The organism is Amycolatopsis regifaucium, from assembly GCF_001613935.1.
In the GTDB taxonomy this organism is placed as follows: domain Bacteria; phylum Actinomycetota; class Actinomycetes; order Mycobacteriales; family Pseudonocardiaceae; genus Amycolatopsis; species Amycolatopsis regifaucium.
In genome coordinates, this window is the sequence record NZ_LQCI01000051.1 from 251,619 (window position 1) to 268,438 (window position 16,820).

Consider the following 16,820-nt stretch of genomic DNA (forward strand, 5'->3'; position numbering starts at 1 on the left):
ACGAGCATAGAGACGGGACGACCGCGGCGGTCCACAAAGGAGCGACAATCACACCACCGCGCCGTTGTCGTCGCGCTTCCGTGCCCGCGGCGCCTTGCTGACCGGGCGTCCGGCCCCTGGCCATCGCCGGTCGAGGAGGATGGCGACCGGGCCGGCGGTGGCCACAGTGGACACCGTGCCCGCCACGAGGCCCAGCAGGAGCGCGAGGGCGAAGTCGGCCAGCGACCCGTCCCCGAGGAACAGCAGCGCCCCGAGCACGAACAGCACACCGATCCCGGTGTTGATCGTCCTCGGCAAGGTCTGGAGCACCGCGGTGCCCACGACGCGGGCGAATGGTTCCTTACGGCGCTGCCCCCGGACTTCGCGTACCCGGTCGAAGACCACCACCGAATCGTTGACCGAATAGCCGATCACCGTCAGCAGCGCGGCGAGGAAGACGCCGTCCATCGACTTGCCCAGCCAGGCGAAGATCCCGAGGATGATCAGGACGTCCTGGGCGAGCGCGGCCACCGTGGCCAGGCCGAGCCGCCAGTCGAACCGCACCGCGAGGTAGACCAGCTGCGCCAGCACCGCGAGGCCGAGCGCGATGATCGCCTTGGTGCGCAGTTCGGCGCCGAGGCTCGGGCCGATCTGCTCGTCACGGATCTCGGTGGCGTCACCGGCGACCCCGGCGACCGCCGTCCGGATCCGCTCCGTCGCGGCCTCGTCGATCGGCTCGGTGCGTACCGAAATGTCCTTGTCCCCGGACAGCTGCACGACGGCGCGCGGGAATCCGGCTTCGGAAACCGCGTCCCGGACCTGTTCGACGTCGACGGGCGCCGAGGTGGCGTACTCGATCACCCGGCCGCCGGTGAACTCCACGCCGAGGTTCGGTCCGGCCACCAAGAGCCCGGTGACGGCCGCGATGACGACGCTGCCCGCCACCATCAGCCACCGGCGCGGCCGGGCGAGGAACTCCGGATCGCGGCGGTTGACCCACCGGCGGACCCGGCCTTCGTGGGTGAGCCCGGAAAGCCTCGGTTTGCGCGCGACCGCGCCCCGCATCGTGAGGTGCAGCAGCACCCGCGTGAACACGAGCGAGATGAACAGGGCCACGACCACACCGATGGAGAGCGTCACCCCGAACCCGCGCACCGGGCCGGACGCGAGCCAGAACAGCAGTCCCGCGGCGAGCAGGGTGGTGACGTTCGAATCGACGATCGCCGACAACGCCCCGCTGAACCCGCGGCTGACCGAGCGCGGCAGCGCACCACCGCGGTCGACCGCGTGTTCCTCCCTCGCCCGTTCGAAGACCAGCACGGTGGCGTCGACGGCCATCCCGATGGCCAGCACGAATCCGGCGAGCCCCGGCAAGGTCAGCGTCGCGCCGACGGCGAGCAGGGCGGCGTAGGACACCGCGGCGTACGCGACCAGCGCGCCCACCGCGATCAATCCGGCCAGCCGGTACACCGCCAGCAGGAACAGCGCGGTCAGCGCCAGGCCGATCACGGCGGCGCGGGCGCTCGCGTCGATGGCGGCGGCGCCGAGCGTGGGACCGACGGTGCGCTGCTCGATGATCTCGACCGGTGTCGGCAGCGCGCCTGCGTTGATCAGCAACGCCAGATCCTTCGCCTCCGCCGGGGAAAACCGTCCGGTGATCTGCGTGCTCCCGCCGACGATCCCCACCCCGCAAGCGACCTGTGGGCTCACCTGCGGCGACGAGATCACCTTGTCGTCGAGCGCGATCGCCACCCGCCGGGCCGGATCACCCGGCGGAGAACACGCGGCCTGCCCGGTCAGCCGCTCCCAGGCGCGGCCGGAGTCTCCTTTGAAAGCCACGGAAACGAGCCAGCCACCGCCTTGCGAATCGATCGAAGACAGTGCCTCGTCGACGCCTTCGCCGGTCAGCGCCGCGGGCCCCAGCTTGATCGGTTGCCCGCTCTCGTCGGGAAGGACGCGGGTACCCACCGCTCCATCGGAAGCGGATCCGGCGCCGCGTACCGGATGGAAGGACAGCTGCGCGGTCCGGCCGATCACCTCGACGGCCTCACGCGGATCCCGCACCCCGGGTAGTTCGACGATGATCCGGTTGTCGCCGGAGCGGGCCAGCATGGGTTCGGCGACGCCCAGCGCGTCGACCCGGCGGCGCAGCACCTCGAGCGTCCGGTCGGTGGTCTCCGGTCCGGCGGTGGCGGTGGGCGAATCCTTGGTCTCCAACACGATCTGCGTGCCACCACGCAGATCGAGCCCCAGGCGCGGGGCGGTGGTCAGCAACAGGTACACGGTCGCGGCGAGGATGACCAGCGAGACAACGGCTCGCCCGGTCATGCCTCGCCGCGCGGTTTCGCGCGGCACGACGGTTTCTCCTCGATCGGTTCCCCGGTTCGGGCACGCGGAAGACGCGCCCGTCAGCTTCGGACGGCTACCGGGGAAGGAGGAGCGCGATCCCCCAGCGCGAGGCGGTGCGCCGCGCGGGAGAGAGGAGTGGCTTCGGTGCGGAGCTCGCCGAGGCGGAGCAGCGTCGGCGACGCGGGCCCGTGCGGAACTGCGCCGAAGAGGGGCAGGTCGCCGTGACCCTGCACCCCCAGGAGCGCCGGCTCGGCGGCGAGCCTGCCCATGGCGCGTACCGGCGCCACGGCCTTGGAGAGCGACGAATCGATCGTCGCGTTCGCCCCGCGCGACTCGTCCGCGGACGCGGAATCAGCCGAGTGGAGCGTGAAGAACAGCCCGAGCGCGGTCAGGACGGCGGCGAGCAGCAGCAGCACGGCCTGCCTGGCAGGCCGGTACGTCCGGCGCTCCACCGTCATCGACACTCCCCGGGTTCTCCTGGCCACCTTACTGGCCGGTTGATCGAGACGACCGGCTCTTCGACCCACGGGTGAGGACGGCGCTCGCCGAGTTCGCCCACGACGACGACCTCGGTGTTCTGGAAGCGGCCGCGGCCATCCGCGCGGCGGCTCGCGGCCTGGACAAACTGCGTTCGACGGGCACGGGCGACCGCGGGCTCAGCCCCGGCGCCCTGGACATCCTGCTCCGCCTGGCGGTCGACGAAACCGGCATCAGCATCAAGGATCTCGCCGCCTCGGCGGGAGTGAGTTCAAGGAACGTCACCGGCCTCGTCGACACGCTTGAGCGGGGCGGACTCGCCGAACGCGTCCCCGCCCCGGAGGACAGGCGTTCCGTACTCGCCCGGATCACCGCTGCCGGACGGACCTGGCTCGACGAGTTCCGCCGGCCTTCGCAAGCGGCCATGGCGGCGGTCTTCCGCAATTTCACCCCGGCCGAAACCGCGTTGCTCCGGCACCTCTGCCTACGTGTGGTGGAAAACCAAGACCGCTTGGCCCGCTATCCGGAGGACCGTTCATGACCGCCACGACGTGGAAACCCTGCTGCCGATGGGAATCCAGCACACCGCCGAGCACTTCCGGCTGCGGGACGGCCGGATCGAAGCCATCAGGTTGATCTTCGACGCGACTCCTTGGCATCCGGTCCTGGCCGCGGCCGGATCCGCCTGATCACCCGGAAATCATCGCCTTCCGCCACAGGCGCGTGATCCCCGCGCGGATCCGCTCTTCGCCGAGTTCCGGCAGCAACGCGGTCACGTGCTCGGCCGCCATCGGCGCGAGCAGGGCGTGCGCGGCGTGCTCCGGGTCGGGCGTGCCGTCGAGGAGGATCGCCACGTGCCGGTGCCAGAAGCGGTAGGCGCCGATGCGGTAGCGCGCCCCCGGCGCCGCGGTCTCCGACATCCGCACCAGCGGCAAATGCTTGAACAGGTAATCGAGGTAGGCATCGGCGAAGGCCGCGAGCCGTTCCGACGGCGGGGCGCCGGGGCCCAGCGGAGGCGGTCCCTGCAGGACTCCCTCCTGGAGCACGCGTTCCCTGGCGTCCAACAGCGACGCGGCCAGTCCCGCCTTGTCGCCGAAGCGGCGGAACAGCGTCCCCTTGCCCACCCCCGCGGCCGCCGCCACCTGGTCCATCGACACCGCGTCGACGCCGTGTTCGGCGAACAGCGACGCGGCCGCGTCCAGGATCGCGGCCCGGTTGCGGGCCGCGTCCGCGCGCTCCTTGGGCGGCGGCGTGCGCAGGAGTTCCAGCGAGGTTGCGTAAACGGACTGCGGTCCGTTATGGTCACGGGGCACATGCGGACTATAGTCCGATTAACTGGAGGTAGCGACATGACCGCACTCATCACCCGCGACGAGCTGAAGGCCGCGATCGACGCGAAGACCGTGACGGTGGTCGACGCCCTGGGTAGCGAGTACTACGCCAAGCAGCATCTGCCCGGCGCCGTTCCCCTCGTCCTCGCCGACGTCGACGCGCAGGCCGCCACCGTGCTGCCCGACCGCGGCGCCGCGATCGTCACCTACTGTTCGAACCCCGCCTGCCCCAACAGCGGACAGGTCGCCGACCGGCTGACCGCGCTCGGCTACACCGACGTCCGCAAGTACCGGGAAGGCATCGAGGACTGGGCCGACGCGGGCCTTCCCCTCGAACAGGGCTGACCTGGAGCGCGGTTAAAACTCCCTTCGCCGCGGACCGGCCAGGAGCAGCAGGGTGCCCCGGACCGGGCGGCTGCGGGTTCGCCGAGCCGGGCGGGTGATGAAAACGGTGTTCACCATAGGTGTCCACAGCGGACAGTTCCGGAGGAACATGGTGTTTCACCGCGAAAAATGCCACTCTCGACGGAGTGAACGACCTCCACTATCAAGGCTCCGGCCCGTACTGCTACACCCATTCCCTGTCGATGATGCTGGGCTCCGGCGCCCCGGGAACCGCCGTACTCGAGACACTGACCGGCAGCCCGTTCGGCATGCAGCTCGTTGGCGGCGCGCTGCCGTTCTTCGACCCGTTCGGCTGGGATCCCGAGATCGGCATCGGGGACGCGCTCGCCGCCCTCGGCTGGACCGCGGACACCGTCAGCGAAGAGGATCCGGACGCGGCCTTCGCCCGGCTCGCCGAAGGACTGGCCGACGGACCGGTCATGATCGGCCCGGTCGAGATGGGGCATCTGCGCTATCAGCCCGGGATGACCGGTCCGATCGGCGCCGACCACTATCTGGTGGCGCTCGCCGTGGACAGCGAAACCGTCACCGTCCACGACCCGCAGGGCTACCCGTACGCGCGGCTGCCGCGGACGGAGTTCGCCGCCGCTTGGCGCGCGGAGACCGTCGCCTACGGCAAGCCGCACACCCTGCGCACGAACTTCGTCCCGCACACCGTCGTCGACGAGGACGCCGCGATCGTCGCTTCGCTCCCCCGGGCGGCCGCTTGGCTCGGCGGCGAGAACGGGGCCGGGCTCCCGCCGGGCAGCCTTGGCAACGCCGACGCGGCCCTGTCGCTGGCCGAGCGGATCGAAGCCGGACTGGACGCGGATTCGCGCGGGCAGCTCGTCCACTTCGCGGTCCGGGTCGGCGCGCGACGACTGGCCGACGCGGCGGCCTGCCTGCGCCGGGTGGACCATGGCGCCGCCGCGGAAATCGCCGCAACGCAGGCGCGTTCGGTCGGCTCGTTGCAGTACGACCTCGTCGCCGGGAACGACGTGACCGCCGCGGCGACTCTCCGGACCCTCGCGCCGACCTACGAAGAACTCCGCCGGGCCCTCACCGCCTCGTGAGGCCTGCCTGAGTGGTCAACGCAGCAGGGCGGCGGCGATCGACTTTCCGCGAAGGGCCGCGTCCGGGGAGTTCTCCCGGACCGCGGTCACGATCGAGCCGTCGACGACCAGCACGAGTTGCTCGGCGAGTTCGGCGGCGCCGGCCCGGCCCGCGTCGGCGAGCAGACCAGCGAGATAGCCGGTCAGCGCGACCTTGTGCTCGGCCGCGACGGCGTGCACGGGGCTCGACGGATCCGCCGTCTCGACCATGGTGTTGATGAAGGCGCAGCCACGGAAGTCTTTGCGGGAAAAGCGTTCGTAGAGCGCGTCGAAGACCGCGAGGACCCTGTCCGCCGGGTCGAGGCGATAGCCGTCGACGGCATCGGAAAGCCACTGCCGCCAGGTGCGGTCGCGTTCCCGCAGCACCGCCTCCACCAGCGCTTCCTTGCTCGGGAAGTGCCGGTACAGCGACGCCTTGCCGACGCCTGACTCGTCCAGGATGCGATCGATGCCGACCGCGCGGATGCCTTCGGCGTAGAACAGCTCTTCCGCCGTGCTCAGCAATCGCTCGCGCGCTCGGGTGCCCACGAGCGAAACAGTACCACTCTGTACCGAAGCGGTTGACCAAAGACGGAACAGATCTGTACCGTCTCACTCGGAACAGACCAGTACCGTTTGGAGTGCCCGTGCCCCGCATGCCCCACCTGACCGAGCATCCGTTGCTGACCGACGTCCGTCACCAGCTCGGCCGGGTGCCCAACCTCTACGCCGCGATGGCCAACGGTCCCGCCGCGCTGAGCGGCTACCTCGCCCTGCGCGATTCCCTCACCCACGGCGAACTGACCGCGCGGGAACGGGAACTGCTCGCGCTGTTCACCGCGTGGCGCAACGAATGCGGCTACTGCCTCGCCGCGCATACGTTCCGCGGCGAGAAGATGCGCATCCCCGCCGAAGAGCTGGCGAGCGTCCGGGAGGCCGACAGTCCCGACCCGCACACCCGCGCGGTGCTCCGGCTCGCCGACGTCGTGATGGCCCACCGCGGCCGGATCTCCGACGAGCGGCTGGCCGAAGCCCGCGCCGCCGGCGTCACCGACGCACAGGTCGCCGAGGTGGTCGCGCATATCGCGCTCAACGTGCTGTCGAACTACTTCAACCACGTCGCCGAACCGGACCTGGACTTCCCCGAGGTCTCCCGGTGAAGCACGCGGTGCCCATCCTGCTGACCGCCGCCGGCGCGGGCGGAGTGGCCGCCGCCGGAATCGGCTCGGGGATCGGACCCGCGGCATCGGCCCCGCTCGCCGCCAGTCTGGCCCTGGTACTGGCCAACCCGGCGCTGCCGTCCGCTCGGCCGGCCGCGGTCTTCGGCGGCCACGCGCTCGCCGTGGTGGGCGGCCTGCTCACCGCGCTCCTGCTCGCGCCGGGACCGGTGTCCGTCGCGATCGCGGCGGCGGCCGGACTCGGCGCCATGCTGGTGTTCCGGGTGGTGCACCCGCCCGCGGTCGCGTCCGGCTGCCTGATGGTCCTGCAACCGTTGCCCACCGGCGTGTTCCTGCTCGGCGCCGCGGCGGCACTGGCCGTCGCGGTGAACCTCCGCACGCGGTTCACCGCGAAGACGGCGCCACAATGAGAACACCGGTGGGGCCGCGCGCCGCGGCCCCACCGGTGATCCCCTCCCCGCCCTGCCGACGAGTCTGAAGTGGACTCAGAACGTGCGGAAGCTTTGCCGTCACAGCCTTCCTGGGTCACCGAACTGGCCACCGCGGCTCCGGCGTCCGGATCGGGGAAGTACGCACGAAGGCCGCAGGGGAATTCGCGACTGCCCGACGACTGTCGGACGGCCGGGGAATCGGAACCCTAGGAAATAAGGTCGTCACGCGGTTTTGGAACCTTCGCCGGCCGCGTCGCGGAGCAGATCCTCGGTCAGGACCGTGCGCGAAGGCAGCCCCAGTTTGCGCAACGCCCGTCCGATGTGGATCTCGACGGTGCGCGGCGACAGGAACAACCGCTCGCCGATCGCCCGGTTGGTGAGGTTCTGGGCAGCGAGCCTGGCGACTTCGAGTTCTCTCGGCGACAGCGCTTCGCCGTACCCCTTGCGGCCTCGGCGAGGCGCCTCCGGATCGCAGCGTCGCAACGACCGGCGGCAGCGAAGCGCGTCCACGGCGGCGCCGAGGCGCGCATACGCCGTCTCCGCGGTGGTGAACGCGGAAACGGCTCGGCCTCGTTCACCGGCTTCGGCGAAGCATGCGGCCGCGAGTTCGTCGGCGTAGGCGGCGAAATACGGCAGGGGAAGCGCGTGATAGGCCTGCGCGGCGCCGAGCAGCAGGTCACCCGCGGCGAGTATCTCGCCTCGGGCCTGGGTGAGCATGCCCCGGCACAGCAGCGCCGCCGCGTTGGCGACCGGGGTGTCCTTGCCGTCGATGCCCTGCCGGTATTCCGCGAGCAGTTCCCTCGCTTCGACCAGTTGTCCCAGTCCGAGCATGGTGCGCACGGCGAACGGCATCAGTTCGGCCGCCCACACCCAGTTCTTCTTGCGGCGCACGGTATCCAGTCCGTACTCGGCGAGGCGTCGGGCGGCTTGCAGGTCCTTGCCCGCCTGATGGACCGCGACCCGGCCCGCGTACGCCGAAGCCTGCACCGGAACGCTGCCCGCGGAAAGCGCGAACGCCGCGTCGAAACTGCGCAGCGCCGCCGTGGGCCGATGCTGCCCGTACTCGTACCAGCCGAGAACGAGCAGCGGCTCGGCGGCGAGTGAACCGTCCTTGTCCACCCTGGTCAGCATCGCCCGCGCCTTCTCCGCGACGGTCGCCCACTCACCCATCGCGAGGTCCAGGCGCAGTTCCGTACCGTCGGCCAGCGCGTCGAGATAGGGCTGGTGGTCGTCGCGGATCAGCCGCCGAGCGGTCGCGAGATAGGCCCGCGCGACCGGGTAGTGCCCGTTCCAGGCCACCGCGTCGGCCAGGTTGATGTAGGTGCGGGCCACCTGACGGCACACCTCGGCCGATTCCGGGACCCTCGGCAGCTCGGCGATGTCCTGCCAGGCGTCCGGATCGGCGACCTGCATCCGCGCCGACAGCCGGTTGGCGGTGATGGCGGCGAGCAGCCCGGCGTCGTGTTCGCCCTTGCTCGCCTCTTCGGCCTGATCGAGCCAGCGGAAGTTCTCTTCGACCGGGACAGTCCCGATATGCGGCAACGCCAAGGTGACCAATCCCCTCGCGAGCAGCGCCTGCCGCCTGCCGAGATCGGCCGCGCCCAGTTCGATCTCGAGCCTGCCCGCTTCGACCTTGCCCACCTGGTTGATCAGCACCTGGCCGAGGTGGACCCGGATCTCGCCCCGCGCGGCCTTGCTCAGCGGCCATTCGCGCAGGATCTCGCGCAGCAGCCGGACCGTGCCGGCGTGGGCGATGCTGCGCGGCAGTTCCCTGCCGAGCCGGACGGCGAACGATTCGCGCGCGGTCCGCGGCAGATCGGTGTCCCGCAACGCGGCTTCGAGCAGACGGCTCGCTTCCTCGGTCAGGCCGTCTTCGATGGCGTTGTCGACCGCGACGCCGGTCCACTGTGTCCACGCGGCGAGGTCACCGGCCAGCCGGGCGTGCCGGGCGATGAGTGACGCGAAGGGTTCGGCACCGGCGGCGAGCCGGGAGGCGGCGCGGCCGTGCATCGCGCATCGCTGTGGGCCGGGCAACAACGCGTAGACCGCTTCCGCGATCAGAGGGCTTCCCGAGACGTACCGGCCACAGCCGAGATCCCGGAGCAGTCCCGCTTCGACCGCTTCGGTGACCGCGCCGGAGGTCTCCCCGGACGATCGCGCCGCCACCGCGCCCAGATCCGGTTCCCCCGCCGGGGAACCCAGTACCGCGGCCGCGCGGACGACGTCCCGCGCGGCCGGGCCGAGCGCCGCCATCAGCTCGGCGACCCGGCCCCGCACGACCGGGGGCACGGTCGCCGATGCCAGTGCGTCAGCGGAAAACGCCTCGGCCGTGTCACCGAGACTGCGTATCAGCGCCATCAGGTCGGCGGCGTTCCCCGACGTCCGCCGGTGCGCCGCTTCGGCGAAATCGGGCGCACAGCGGCCGAACGACGTGTCCAGCAGCTTGCGCACCTGAGCGGTGGTGAACGCCGGAAGCGAGAGCCGCTCCGCGATCTCCCGCATCGGCGGGAACCGCCGCGGTCCACCCGCCACGGAACTGACCACCACGCTCAGCGGCACCGCCGGGGACGCCGCCAGTCCGCGCACGAACTCCCACGTGTCGTCGTCGGCGGCGTGGACGTCGTCGAGGACCAGTACCGCCGGGCCACAGCCGGTCAGTACTTCGCGCACGGCACGGAACTCCTGTTGCCGCACGGTCTCGGCGTCCACGTTCTCCGGGAACGGCGGCAGCCACGGCGACCATTCGGGGATCAGCCGCCGCAGGACCCCGGTGACCGGCGAGAAGCCGGCCGCGTGGGCGGCGGCGAAGGCGCTCTTCCCGAGCAGCGCGTCGACCAGCGGGGCCAACCGGCACGGGCGGACGAAGGAACCGCAGCGCGCGGACCAGACCACGCGCGACGCGATCCCGGGATGGGCGACCAGTTCTTCGAGCAACCGGCTCCGGCCAACACCCGGCTCGCCCTCGACGACGGCGACCGACGGCGGGCTCGTGGTGACGCGCACCAGTTCGGCCAATTCGGCGTCGCGCGCCACGAACACCGGTGCCGCACCGATCGTCGGCATGTTCGAAGACCATACCGATCGGACACCCGCCGAAAGGCGGGAACACGGACAGTGACGATCAGCCCTCCGCTTTCCCGGCTTCGACCTGCGCGAGCCGACCCACCGCAGCCGCAATACGGACCCTTACGTATTGCCTCACGCCTTGCCACGGGCGCCACCGGAGGGTGAATCTCATTCAGTTCGCAGTGCCCCTCTGTTATCTCGCCACAGCGCAAGTCCCCCGCTCGCGCCGGACGGCCACCCGTTCGGGTAGCCGACGTCCCCACTTGTCCCTTCGGGTAGCCGTCCGCGCGTGCTTCGCGTTTCGACCATCCAGTTAGGAGTGTCCCCACGGTGAAAACCTCATTCAGGCGCGGGCTGGCCACGGCCTGCGCCGGTGTCGCCGCGATGGTCGCCCTGCAGGCGCCCGCCGCCGCGGTTCCCACGATCACGGCGGCCACCACGATCCCGATCACGATGCAGGCACAGGAGAAGAGCAACTGGTGCTGGGACGCCAGCGGCAACACGATCGCCGCCTGGTGGGGGTACACCCTGTCCCAGACGAAGTTCTGCCAGGTCGCGCACAACGAATCCGGTACGGACTGCGCCAACAACCAGGGCTACCTCAGCGATCAGCAGCGTGTGTTCCGCTGGCTCGGATTCAGCAACGTCGGCACCTACAGCTCCTCGGGCCAAACGTTGAGCTTCGCGTCCATCAAGGGCCAGGTCGACGCGCGGCAGCCGATCGGCACCCGGATCGGCTGGCGCAACGGCGGAGGCCATATGCACGTGCTCTACGGCTACGACAACACGAACGGCGCGACGACGGTCTACTACGGCGACCCGTGGGGTTCGAGCCCCCGCTACAACCAGATGAACTACAGCGCCTATCGGTCCAACAACTCGTTCACCTGGACCCACACCGTCTACGGGATCAAGGACTGAAACCATGAAGCGAACCTTCCTCGGCGCCACGATCCTCGCTCTCGGGCTGTCGCTCGCGCTCGGCGGCCAGGCGTCCGCCTCCGACGCCCCCAGCGGCACGCCCACCGCGGCCGACCTCGCCGCGGTGTCCACAGTGGTCACCAGCGACGCGACCACCCAGCGGCTCGCGAAGGCGGTGTTCCCCGGTGCCGCGAAGGCCGACACGGCCGTCGCGGCCCGGACCGCCAAGGCCGATCCGCGTACCCCCGTCGCGGTCTACCAGCCGACCGCGGCCTTCATCGCCGGAACTCCCGGCGCACCGGCGGAACTCGCCTACATCGCCACCCCCGCCACCCTCGGCAACGGTGGCGCGGCGACCATCTGGTCCCAGCGCGAAGGCACCGGCTGGTCGGTGTTCAACGTCGCCTCGGGTGACGTCGAGAAGCGCCTCGCGGCGTTGACCGGCAAGGGCTATCTGCTGAGCGAACCGCAGGCCGGTGCCTGGTATGCCGTCGACGGCGACACCGTGACCGTCCTCGACGGCTCGTCGGTGGCGAAGACCGGCGAGAAGATGACGCTCGCCGCCTACCGTGAGGCCCTGATGAGCCGCTACGGTGACAAGCTGCCCGGATCGACCTACGACCGCACCGGTGCCGCCGGTGGTTACGGTGCTTCACCGGTGGGCGACACCTCGGTGCCGTGGTGGCCCTACGCGATCGGCGCGGTGTTCCTCGCCGCGGCGGGCGCGGGCGTCACGCTCCGGCTCCGCAGGCAGTAAACGCGATTCTCACGGATGCCGGGATCGCGCGGGATCCCGGCATCCGTTTCGCTAGGCGAAGGTGTAATCCTCGATGGGGAAACTGCCCGCCTCCTTGATGGCGTTCAAGGTCGACGACGGGCGAAGCAGGGTCGCCTCCCCGTGCGGGTTGAAGTAGTAGCTGTTCGCCGGAGCGCAGTTCCCGAGGGTGAAGATCGAGTCGCCGAGGCGTTCGGTCATCCGGTCGAGAAACGCGTCGTTGGCCTCCTGCGTGACCTCGAACTCGGTCGCGCCGCGCCGCCGCATCGCGCCGAACAGGCGCTCCATATGCCGCATCTGCGTCTCGATGGTGGTGAAATAGGACAGTCCCGAGTAGGAATACGGACTGTTGAGCGAAATGAAGTTGGGGAACTTCGGGATCGCGACCCCTTCGTAAGCCTGGAACCGGTTCTCCCGCCACCATTTCCCGAGATCGCGGCCGCCGCGGCCGATGATCTCGATGGCCGGGAAGTTCGCCTCCCACAGGTCGAACCCGGTCGCCAGCACCAGGACGTCGATCTCCCGCCGTCCGCCATCGGCCGTCACGATCCCGGTTTCGTCGATCCGCGCGATCGGCGTCGTCTCCAGCCGCACGTGGTCCTTGGTGAAAGCCGGGTAGTACTCGTTGGAGAACGTCGGACGCTTGCAGCCGAACGAGTACCGGGGCGTCAGTGCCGCGCGCAGACCAGGATCCCGCACCTGACGGCGGAGATGCGCCTGGCACCACAGCTTGCCGAGCCGGTTCGCCATCGGCAGCTGCTTGTAGTGCAGGACGCCGGAGACCATCATCAGTTCCAGCACCGCCGTCCCGGTCAGCCGCGCGATCCGCTGGGTGAGCGGAACGGCGGCGAACGCGCGGCGGACCGCCTTGGGCACCGGGAAGTCCAGTTTCGGGCTCACCCAGATCGGGGTGCGCTGGTACACGGTGAGCTCGCGCGCGATCTTCGCGATTTCGGGGATCAGCTGGACCGCGGTCGCGCCGGTGCCGATCACCGCCACGCGTTTGCCCGTGAGGTCGTAGTCCTCGTCCCAGGCGGTGGTGTGGATGACCTTGCCGGTGAAGGAATCGATTCCGGCGATGTCGGGTTTCTTGGGCTGGGAAAGAAATCCGGTCGCGGTGAGGAGATACTTCGCGGTGACCGGCTCCCCCTCGGCGCGCGACACCGTCCAGTGCGCGTTCGTCTCGTCCCAGACGGCGCCGGTGACCACGGTGCCGAAACGCATGTAGCGCCGTAGCCGGTACTTGTCCGCGACGTGTTCGGCGTACCGCTTGAGTTCCGCCCCCGGCGCGAACAGCCGCGACCAGTGCGGGTTCGGTTCGAACGAGTACGAATAGGTGGCCGACGGGATGTCGACGGCCAGACCGGGATAGTGGTTCACATGCCACGTGCCGCCGAGGTCGGACTCGCGTTCGAGGATGAGCAGGTTGTCGTAGCCGAGCCGGTTGAGCTGGATCGCCGCACCCATCCCGCCGAAACCGGCTCCGACGACGACGGCGTCGTACTGCGCGTTCATGCGTTTTCCTCCCGGTGGATGTCCTGGTCGAGGCGGTCGCGGTAGGCCGCGCGCTCCGGTGAGTCGAGGCGCAGGGCACGGTCGTCCCGCATCAGACGGCGGAACGCGTTGAGCGCCGGTTCGGGTGTCACGCCCGCGAGGGCGGCGAGCGCGCCGACGTAACCGGGCACCGCGATCTCGGCGGCGCGGGTACGGACGGAAGTCACGACGGCGTCGGCGATCCTGCCCGGCTTCACCTTGGGGATCGGCCGCATGTCGAGCCCCGAAGCGAGCGCGGTGTCGACCGCGGACGGCAGCACGGCGGAGACGCTGACCCCGTGGGGCGCGTATTCCAGCCGTGTCGCCGCGGTCAGCCCGACGACGGCGAACTTGCTGGCGTTGTAGATGGCCAGCCCCTTGACGGGGAACTTCCCGGCCAGTGAGGCCACGTTGACGACATGTCCGCGTCCGCGTTCCACCATGCCGGGCAGTGCCAGCCGCATGCCGTGGACGACGCCGAAGACGTTGACCTCCATGGTCGCCCGGTTCAGCGCGTCGGAGAGGTCGAGGAAACCACCGTTGGGCATGATGCCGGCGTTGTTGACGAGTACCGCGAGCGGTCCGTTCGCCTGTTCGGCGTCGCCGAGAAAAGCGGCGAAAGAAACCGGATCGGCGACGTCGAGGCGATAGGCCGTCCCGCCGATGTCGGCGGCAGTGCGTTTCGCGGCTTCGAAGTCGAGGTCGCCGATGGACACGCGCGCGCCGCGAGCGGCCATCCGTTCCGCGGTCGCGCGGCCGATGCCCTGTCCCGCGCCGGTGATCGCCACATGTGCCCCGTCGAGGTCGAGGGCCGGGTACTTGCTCACGCGCGCACTCCTTGCCGTGCGAAGGCGGCGGCGACCAGGTCTGGCGCCGTCCTCACCGCGGTGGCGAGCACGTGCGCCCGCCGCCGCCCGTCCATGAAGTTGGCGCCCATGGCGGCCAGGTCGGCCGGCGCCGGTTCGATCCTGACCACCCGCACGCCCGCCGCACGCAGTCGTCGTACCTCGTCGTCGACGCGCCGGGTCATCGCGGTGCGGAGCAGGCGTTCCAGCCTGCTCGGGCCGCGCGCCGGCGCCCCGCCCTCACTGCTCATCGGCGCGATCAGCACAACCTCGCCGACGTCGTGTCCGAGCAGGAGATCCGCGGAGGTCGGGGAAACCGTCCCGCCGTCGAGCAGCGGACGTCCGTCCACGAGAGACGGAGGGAACCAGCCGGGGATCGCCCAGGACGCGGCCATCGCCTCGCCGAGCCGGGCGGGCGGCGCGTCCGGGGAGCCGAGTGCGATCCGACGGCCCGCCGGATCCGCGGCCACCAGCCAGGTCGCGGGATGTGATACCCAGCCGTCGGGCGCCAGCGCGTTCCCGAGGTCGCACAGCCAGCCCGCGTCTCCCCTGCCCTGAGGAAGGAGTCCCGCGAGACCGGCGAGCGTGTCGACGTCCCGGCGCACCGCGGCTCGCACCAGTCCGGCGGCAGGCCACCGCGGGTACGGCACCGGCGGGAACCGGTTCGGCACGCGCCGCACGTGAGCCGCGACGACGGGATCGCCGTCGGGTGTGCCGACCAGTGCCCCGAGGATCGCCTTCGCCGGGATGCCCGCTCCGAGCATGGCTACCGCCTCGGCGCCTGCCGAGGTCCCGACCAGGACGTCCGCCTCACGTGGGTCCCAGCCGGCCCGTGTGTCCAGTGCGTCGAGGACCGCCGCGGTCCAGGCGAAGCCCAGGGTGCCGCCGCAACCGAGCACTAGCGCCCTCTCGGAATGACGTGTCATTTTCGGAACGGTATGTCATTCGAACGTGTCAGGCAATAAGCTGACCGTCATGACGACGGAGACCCCGGTCAGCAGGGCCGCACGGAAGAAGCAGGAGCTACGGCGCGAGATCGTGGAGACCGCGTTCGACTGCTTCGCCGAACGGGGCTACCACGCGACCGGTATCGCCGACATCGCCGCACGGCTGGGCATCGGGCACGGCACGTTCTACCGGTATTTCCAGAACAAGCGGGACATCGTCGACCATGTCATCACCGACCTGGTCGAGAAGGTGGTCGCCTCGCTGGCGGCGGACAACGCCCCGGACGCGGTCAGCAGCCTGGCCGAATACCGCAAGCAGAGCGCCAGGATCGGCGACGCGCTCGCCCAGATCTTCGGCAGCGACCCCCGGCTGGCCCGGTTCCTCCTCCTCGAAGCCGCGGGCATCGACGCGGAGATGCGGGAGCGCGTGCTGGATTTCTACGAGACCGCCGCCGAACTCACCGCAGGCTACCTGCACCACGGCGTCCACCTCGGCTATCTGCACGCGGATCTGGACGTCGACGCCACCGCGCGGGCGATCAACGGGATGATTCTCGCGTCGATCCTCTCCGGGCTGCGCGATCCGTCGCCGGCGGGACAGGCGGCGATGAGCAAGGCCGTCCGCCGCGTCATGTACGACGGGATCGCGTCGCGTCACGACCGGACCGGAGAAGAATGACCACCCGCACCGGCCACGTCGTCGCCGCCGACGGCACACGGTTGGCTTACCAGTGGCACGGCACGGGAAGGCCGCTCATGCTGCTGGCCGGACAGGCGAACGACCATACGTGGTGGAACCGCGCACGTGGAGACTTCCCGAGCACGATCACCATGGACTACCGCGGCACCGGCGCCAGCGACGCACCCGATGTTCCCTACTCCACAACGGGTTTCGCGGACGACGTGATCGCGGTCCTCGACGGACTCGGCGTCGCCGAAGCCGACGTCTACGGCACCTCGATGGGCGGCCGCGTCGCACAATGGGTCGCCGCGCGATATCCCGGCCGGGTACGGCGGCTCGTCCTCGGCTGCACCTCGCCGGGCGGGACGCACGGGATCGAACGCACGAACGACGTCCGGCTGGCGCTCGCGAAACGGCATTCGGTCGAAGCGCGGGAAGCGTTGGAGGACATGATGTACACCCCCACCTGGCGGGCTGCGAACCCGGGCCCGTACACCGTCCTCGGCGCCCACGGGATGCCTCCGCACGCCGTCCGCGGTCACCTCGTGGCGAGCAACACACACGACGCCTGGGAAGCCCTCCCGCGAATTACCGCGCCTACTTTGGTCCTGCACGGAGATGACGACGTTCTCGCGCCGCCCGCGAACGCGCCTTTGCTGACCGAACGGATTCCTAGTGCGCGGATGCACGTTTTCGCGGGGGCGCGGCATGCGTACTTCGACGAATGCCGTCCTGAGTCCAGCGAGCTGGTGAACAACTTTCTGGGATAGACCGGGTACGCCGTCCGTTGCGGACGCGGCTCGCATCGTTTGCGGCCGTTGCCGTTTTGCG

Annotated in this window: 17 protein-coding genes; 9 read left to right on the top strand and 8 right to left on the bottom strand. The window is 70.3% G+C overall.

Annotated elements, in window-relative coordinates:
- Positions 1–48: 48 nt before the first annotated feature.
- Entirely contained in the window at positions 49–2,334 is a 2,286-nt protein-coding gene (gene secD / locus AVL48_RS35110; RefSeq protein ID WP_061985288.1) for a protein translocase subunit SecD, read from the bottom strand.
- Between the two features lie 53 nt (positions 2,335–2,387).
- Positions 2,388–2,786, bottom strand: coding sequence for a hypothetical protein (locus tag AVL48_RS35115; RefSeq protein ID WP_244162329.1), 399 nt, complete (start codon positions 2,784–2,786; stop codon positions 2,388–2,390).
- A gap of 71 nt (positions 2,787–2,857) precedes the next feature.
- Between AVL48_RS35115 and AVL48_RS35120 the strand changes: the two genes are divergently transcribed.
- The gene (locus AVL48_RS35120) at positions 2,858–3,346 is read left to right on the top strand and encodes a MarR family winged helix-turn-helix transcriptional regulator (protein ID WP_061985290.1); all 489 of its coding nucleotides are present in this window, start codon (positions 2,858–2,860) and stop codon (positions 3,344–3,346) included.
- 148 nt (positions 3,347–3,494) lie between these two features.
- Here the strand turns inward: AVL48_RS35120 and AVL48_RS35130 are convergent, their stop codons facing one another.
- On the bottom strand, positions 3,495–4,073 hold the full coding sequence (locus AVL48_RS35130; protein WP_061985511.1) for a TetR/AcrR family transcriptional regulator: 579 nt from the start codon (positions 4,071–4,073) through the stop codon (positions 3,495–3,497).
- 81 nt (positions 4,074–4,154) lie between these two features.
- Here AVL48_RS35130 and AVL48_RS35135 point away from each other — a divergent pair, with 81 nt between their 5' ends.
- Positions 4,155–4,481: a rhodanese-like domain-containing protein gene (locus AVL48_RS35135; RefSeq protein ID WP_061985293.1), complete on the top strand. Its 327-nt coding sequence runs from the start codon at positions 4,155–4,157 to the stop codon at positions 4,479–4,481.
- A 185-nt stretch (positions 4,482–4,666) separates the two neighbouring features.
- Positions 4,667–5,593: a hypothetical protein gene (locus AVL48_RS35140; protein WP_061985295.1), complete on the top strand. Its 927-nt coding sequence runs from the start codon at positions 4,667–4,669 to the stop codon at positions 5,591–5,593.
- A gap of 15 nt (positions 5,594–5,608) precedes the next feature.
- Here the strand turns inward: AVL48_RS35140 and AVL48_RS35145 are convergent, their stop codons facing one another.
- Positions 5,609–6,160, bottom strand: coding sequence for a TetR/AcrR family transcriptional regulator (locus tag AVL48_RS35145; RefSeq protein WP_061985297.1), 552 nt, complete (start codon positions 6,158–6,160; stop codon positions 5,609–5,611).
- A 107-nt stretch (positions 6,161–6,267) separates the two neighbouring features.
- On the opposite strand from AVL48_RS35145, the gene AVL48_RS35150 reads away from it, so the two are divergent.
- Both AVL48_RS35150 and AVL48_RS35155 read left to right on the top strand, forming a co-directional pair.
- Complete coding sequence (locus AVL48_RS35150; protein WP_061985299.1) at positions 6,268–6,771, top strand: carboxymuconolactone decarboxylase family protein; 504 nt, start codon at positions 6,268–6,270, stop codon at positions 6,769–6,771.
- Complete coding sequence (locus AVL48_RS35155) at positions 6,768–7,199, top strand: HPP family protein (protein WP_061985301.1); 432 nt, start codon at positions 6,768–6,770, stop codon at positions 7,197–7,199. Before AVL48_RS35150 ends, AVL48_RS35155 begins: the two co-directional genes overlap by 4 nt.
- 243 nt (positions 7,200–7,442) lie before the next feature.
- Here the strand turns inward: AVL48_RS35155 and AVL48_RS35160 are convergent, their stop codons facing one another.
- A complete protein-coding gene (locus tag AVL48_RS35160) occupies positions 7,443–10,283 on the bottom strand; it encodes a helix-turn-helix transcriptional regulator (RefSeq protein ID WP_061985303.1) in 2,841 nt (946 codons plus the stop codon).
- 333 nt (positions 10,284–10,616) lie between these two features.
- Between AVL48_RS35160 and AVL48_RS35165 the strand changes: the two genes are divergently transcribed.
- Both AVL48_RS35165 and AVL48_RS35170 read left to right on the top strand, forming a co-directional pair.
- Positions 10,617–11,207, top strand: coding sequence for a papain-like cysteine protease family protein (locus tag AVL48_RS35165; RefSeq protein ID WP_061985305.1), 591 nt, complete (start codon positions 10,617–10,619; stop codon positions 11,205–11,207).
- A gap of 4 nt (positions 11,208–11,211) precedes the next feature.
- The gene (locus AVL48_RS35170; protein ID WP_061985307.1) at positions 11,212–11,964 is read left to right on the top strand and encodes a hypothetical protein; all 753 of its coding nucleotides are present in this window, start codon (positions 11,212–11,214) and stop codon (positions 11,962–11,964) included.
- A gap of 51 nt (positions 11,965–12,015) precedes the next feature.
- Here the strand turns inward: AVL48_RS35170 and AVL48_RS35175 are convergent, their stop codons facing one another.
- From AVL48_RS35175 to AVL48_RS35185, 3 genes are read right to left on the bottom strand one after another with little or no spacing between them, the layout of a single operon-like run.
- Positions 12,016–13,497 (bottom strand): flavin-containing monooxygenase, encoded by a 1,482-nt coding sequence (locus tag AVL48_RS35175; RefSeq protein ID WP_061985309.1) that lies wholly within the window; start codon positions 13,495–13,497, stop codon positions 12,016–12,018.
- A complete protein-coding gene (locus AVL48_RS35180) occupies positions 13,494–14,342 on the bottom strand; it encodes an SDR family oxidoreductase (protein ID WP_061985311.1) in 849 nt (282 codons plus the stop codon). Before AVL48_RS35180 ends, AVL48_RS35175 begins: the two co-directional genes overlap by 4 nt.
- Entirely contained in the window at positions 14,339–15,286 is a 948-nt protein-coding gene (locus AVL48_RS35185; protein WP_244162328.1) for a patatin-like phospholipase family protein, read from the bottom strand. The genes AVL48_RS35180 and AVL48_RS35185 overlap by 4 nt, the downstream gene beginning before the upstream one ends.
- Positions 15,287–15,335: 49 nt before the next feature.
- Between AVL48_RS35185 and AVL48_RS35190 the strand changes: the two genes are divergently transcribed.
- Entirely contained in the window at positions 15,336–15,986 is a 651-nt protein-coding gene (locus tag AVL48_RS35190; RefSeq protein WP_061985315.1) for a TetR/AcrR family transcriptional regulator, read from the top strand.
- Positions 15,983–16,759 (top strand): alpha/beta fold hydrolase, encoded by a 777-nt coding sequence (locus tag AVL48_RS35195; protein WP_061985317.1) that lies wholly within the window; start codon positions 15,983–15,985, stop codon positions 16,757–16,759. The genes AVL48_RS35190 and AVL48_RS35195 overlap by 4 nt, the downstream gene beginning before the upstream one ends.
- Positions 16,760–16,820 lie beyond the last annotated feature (61 nt).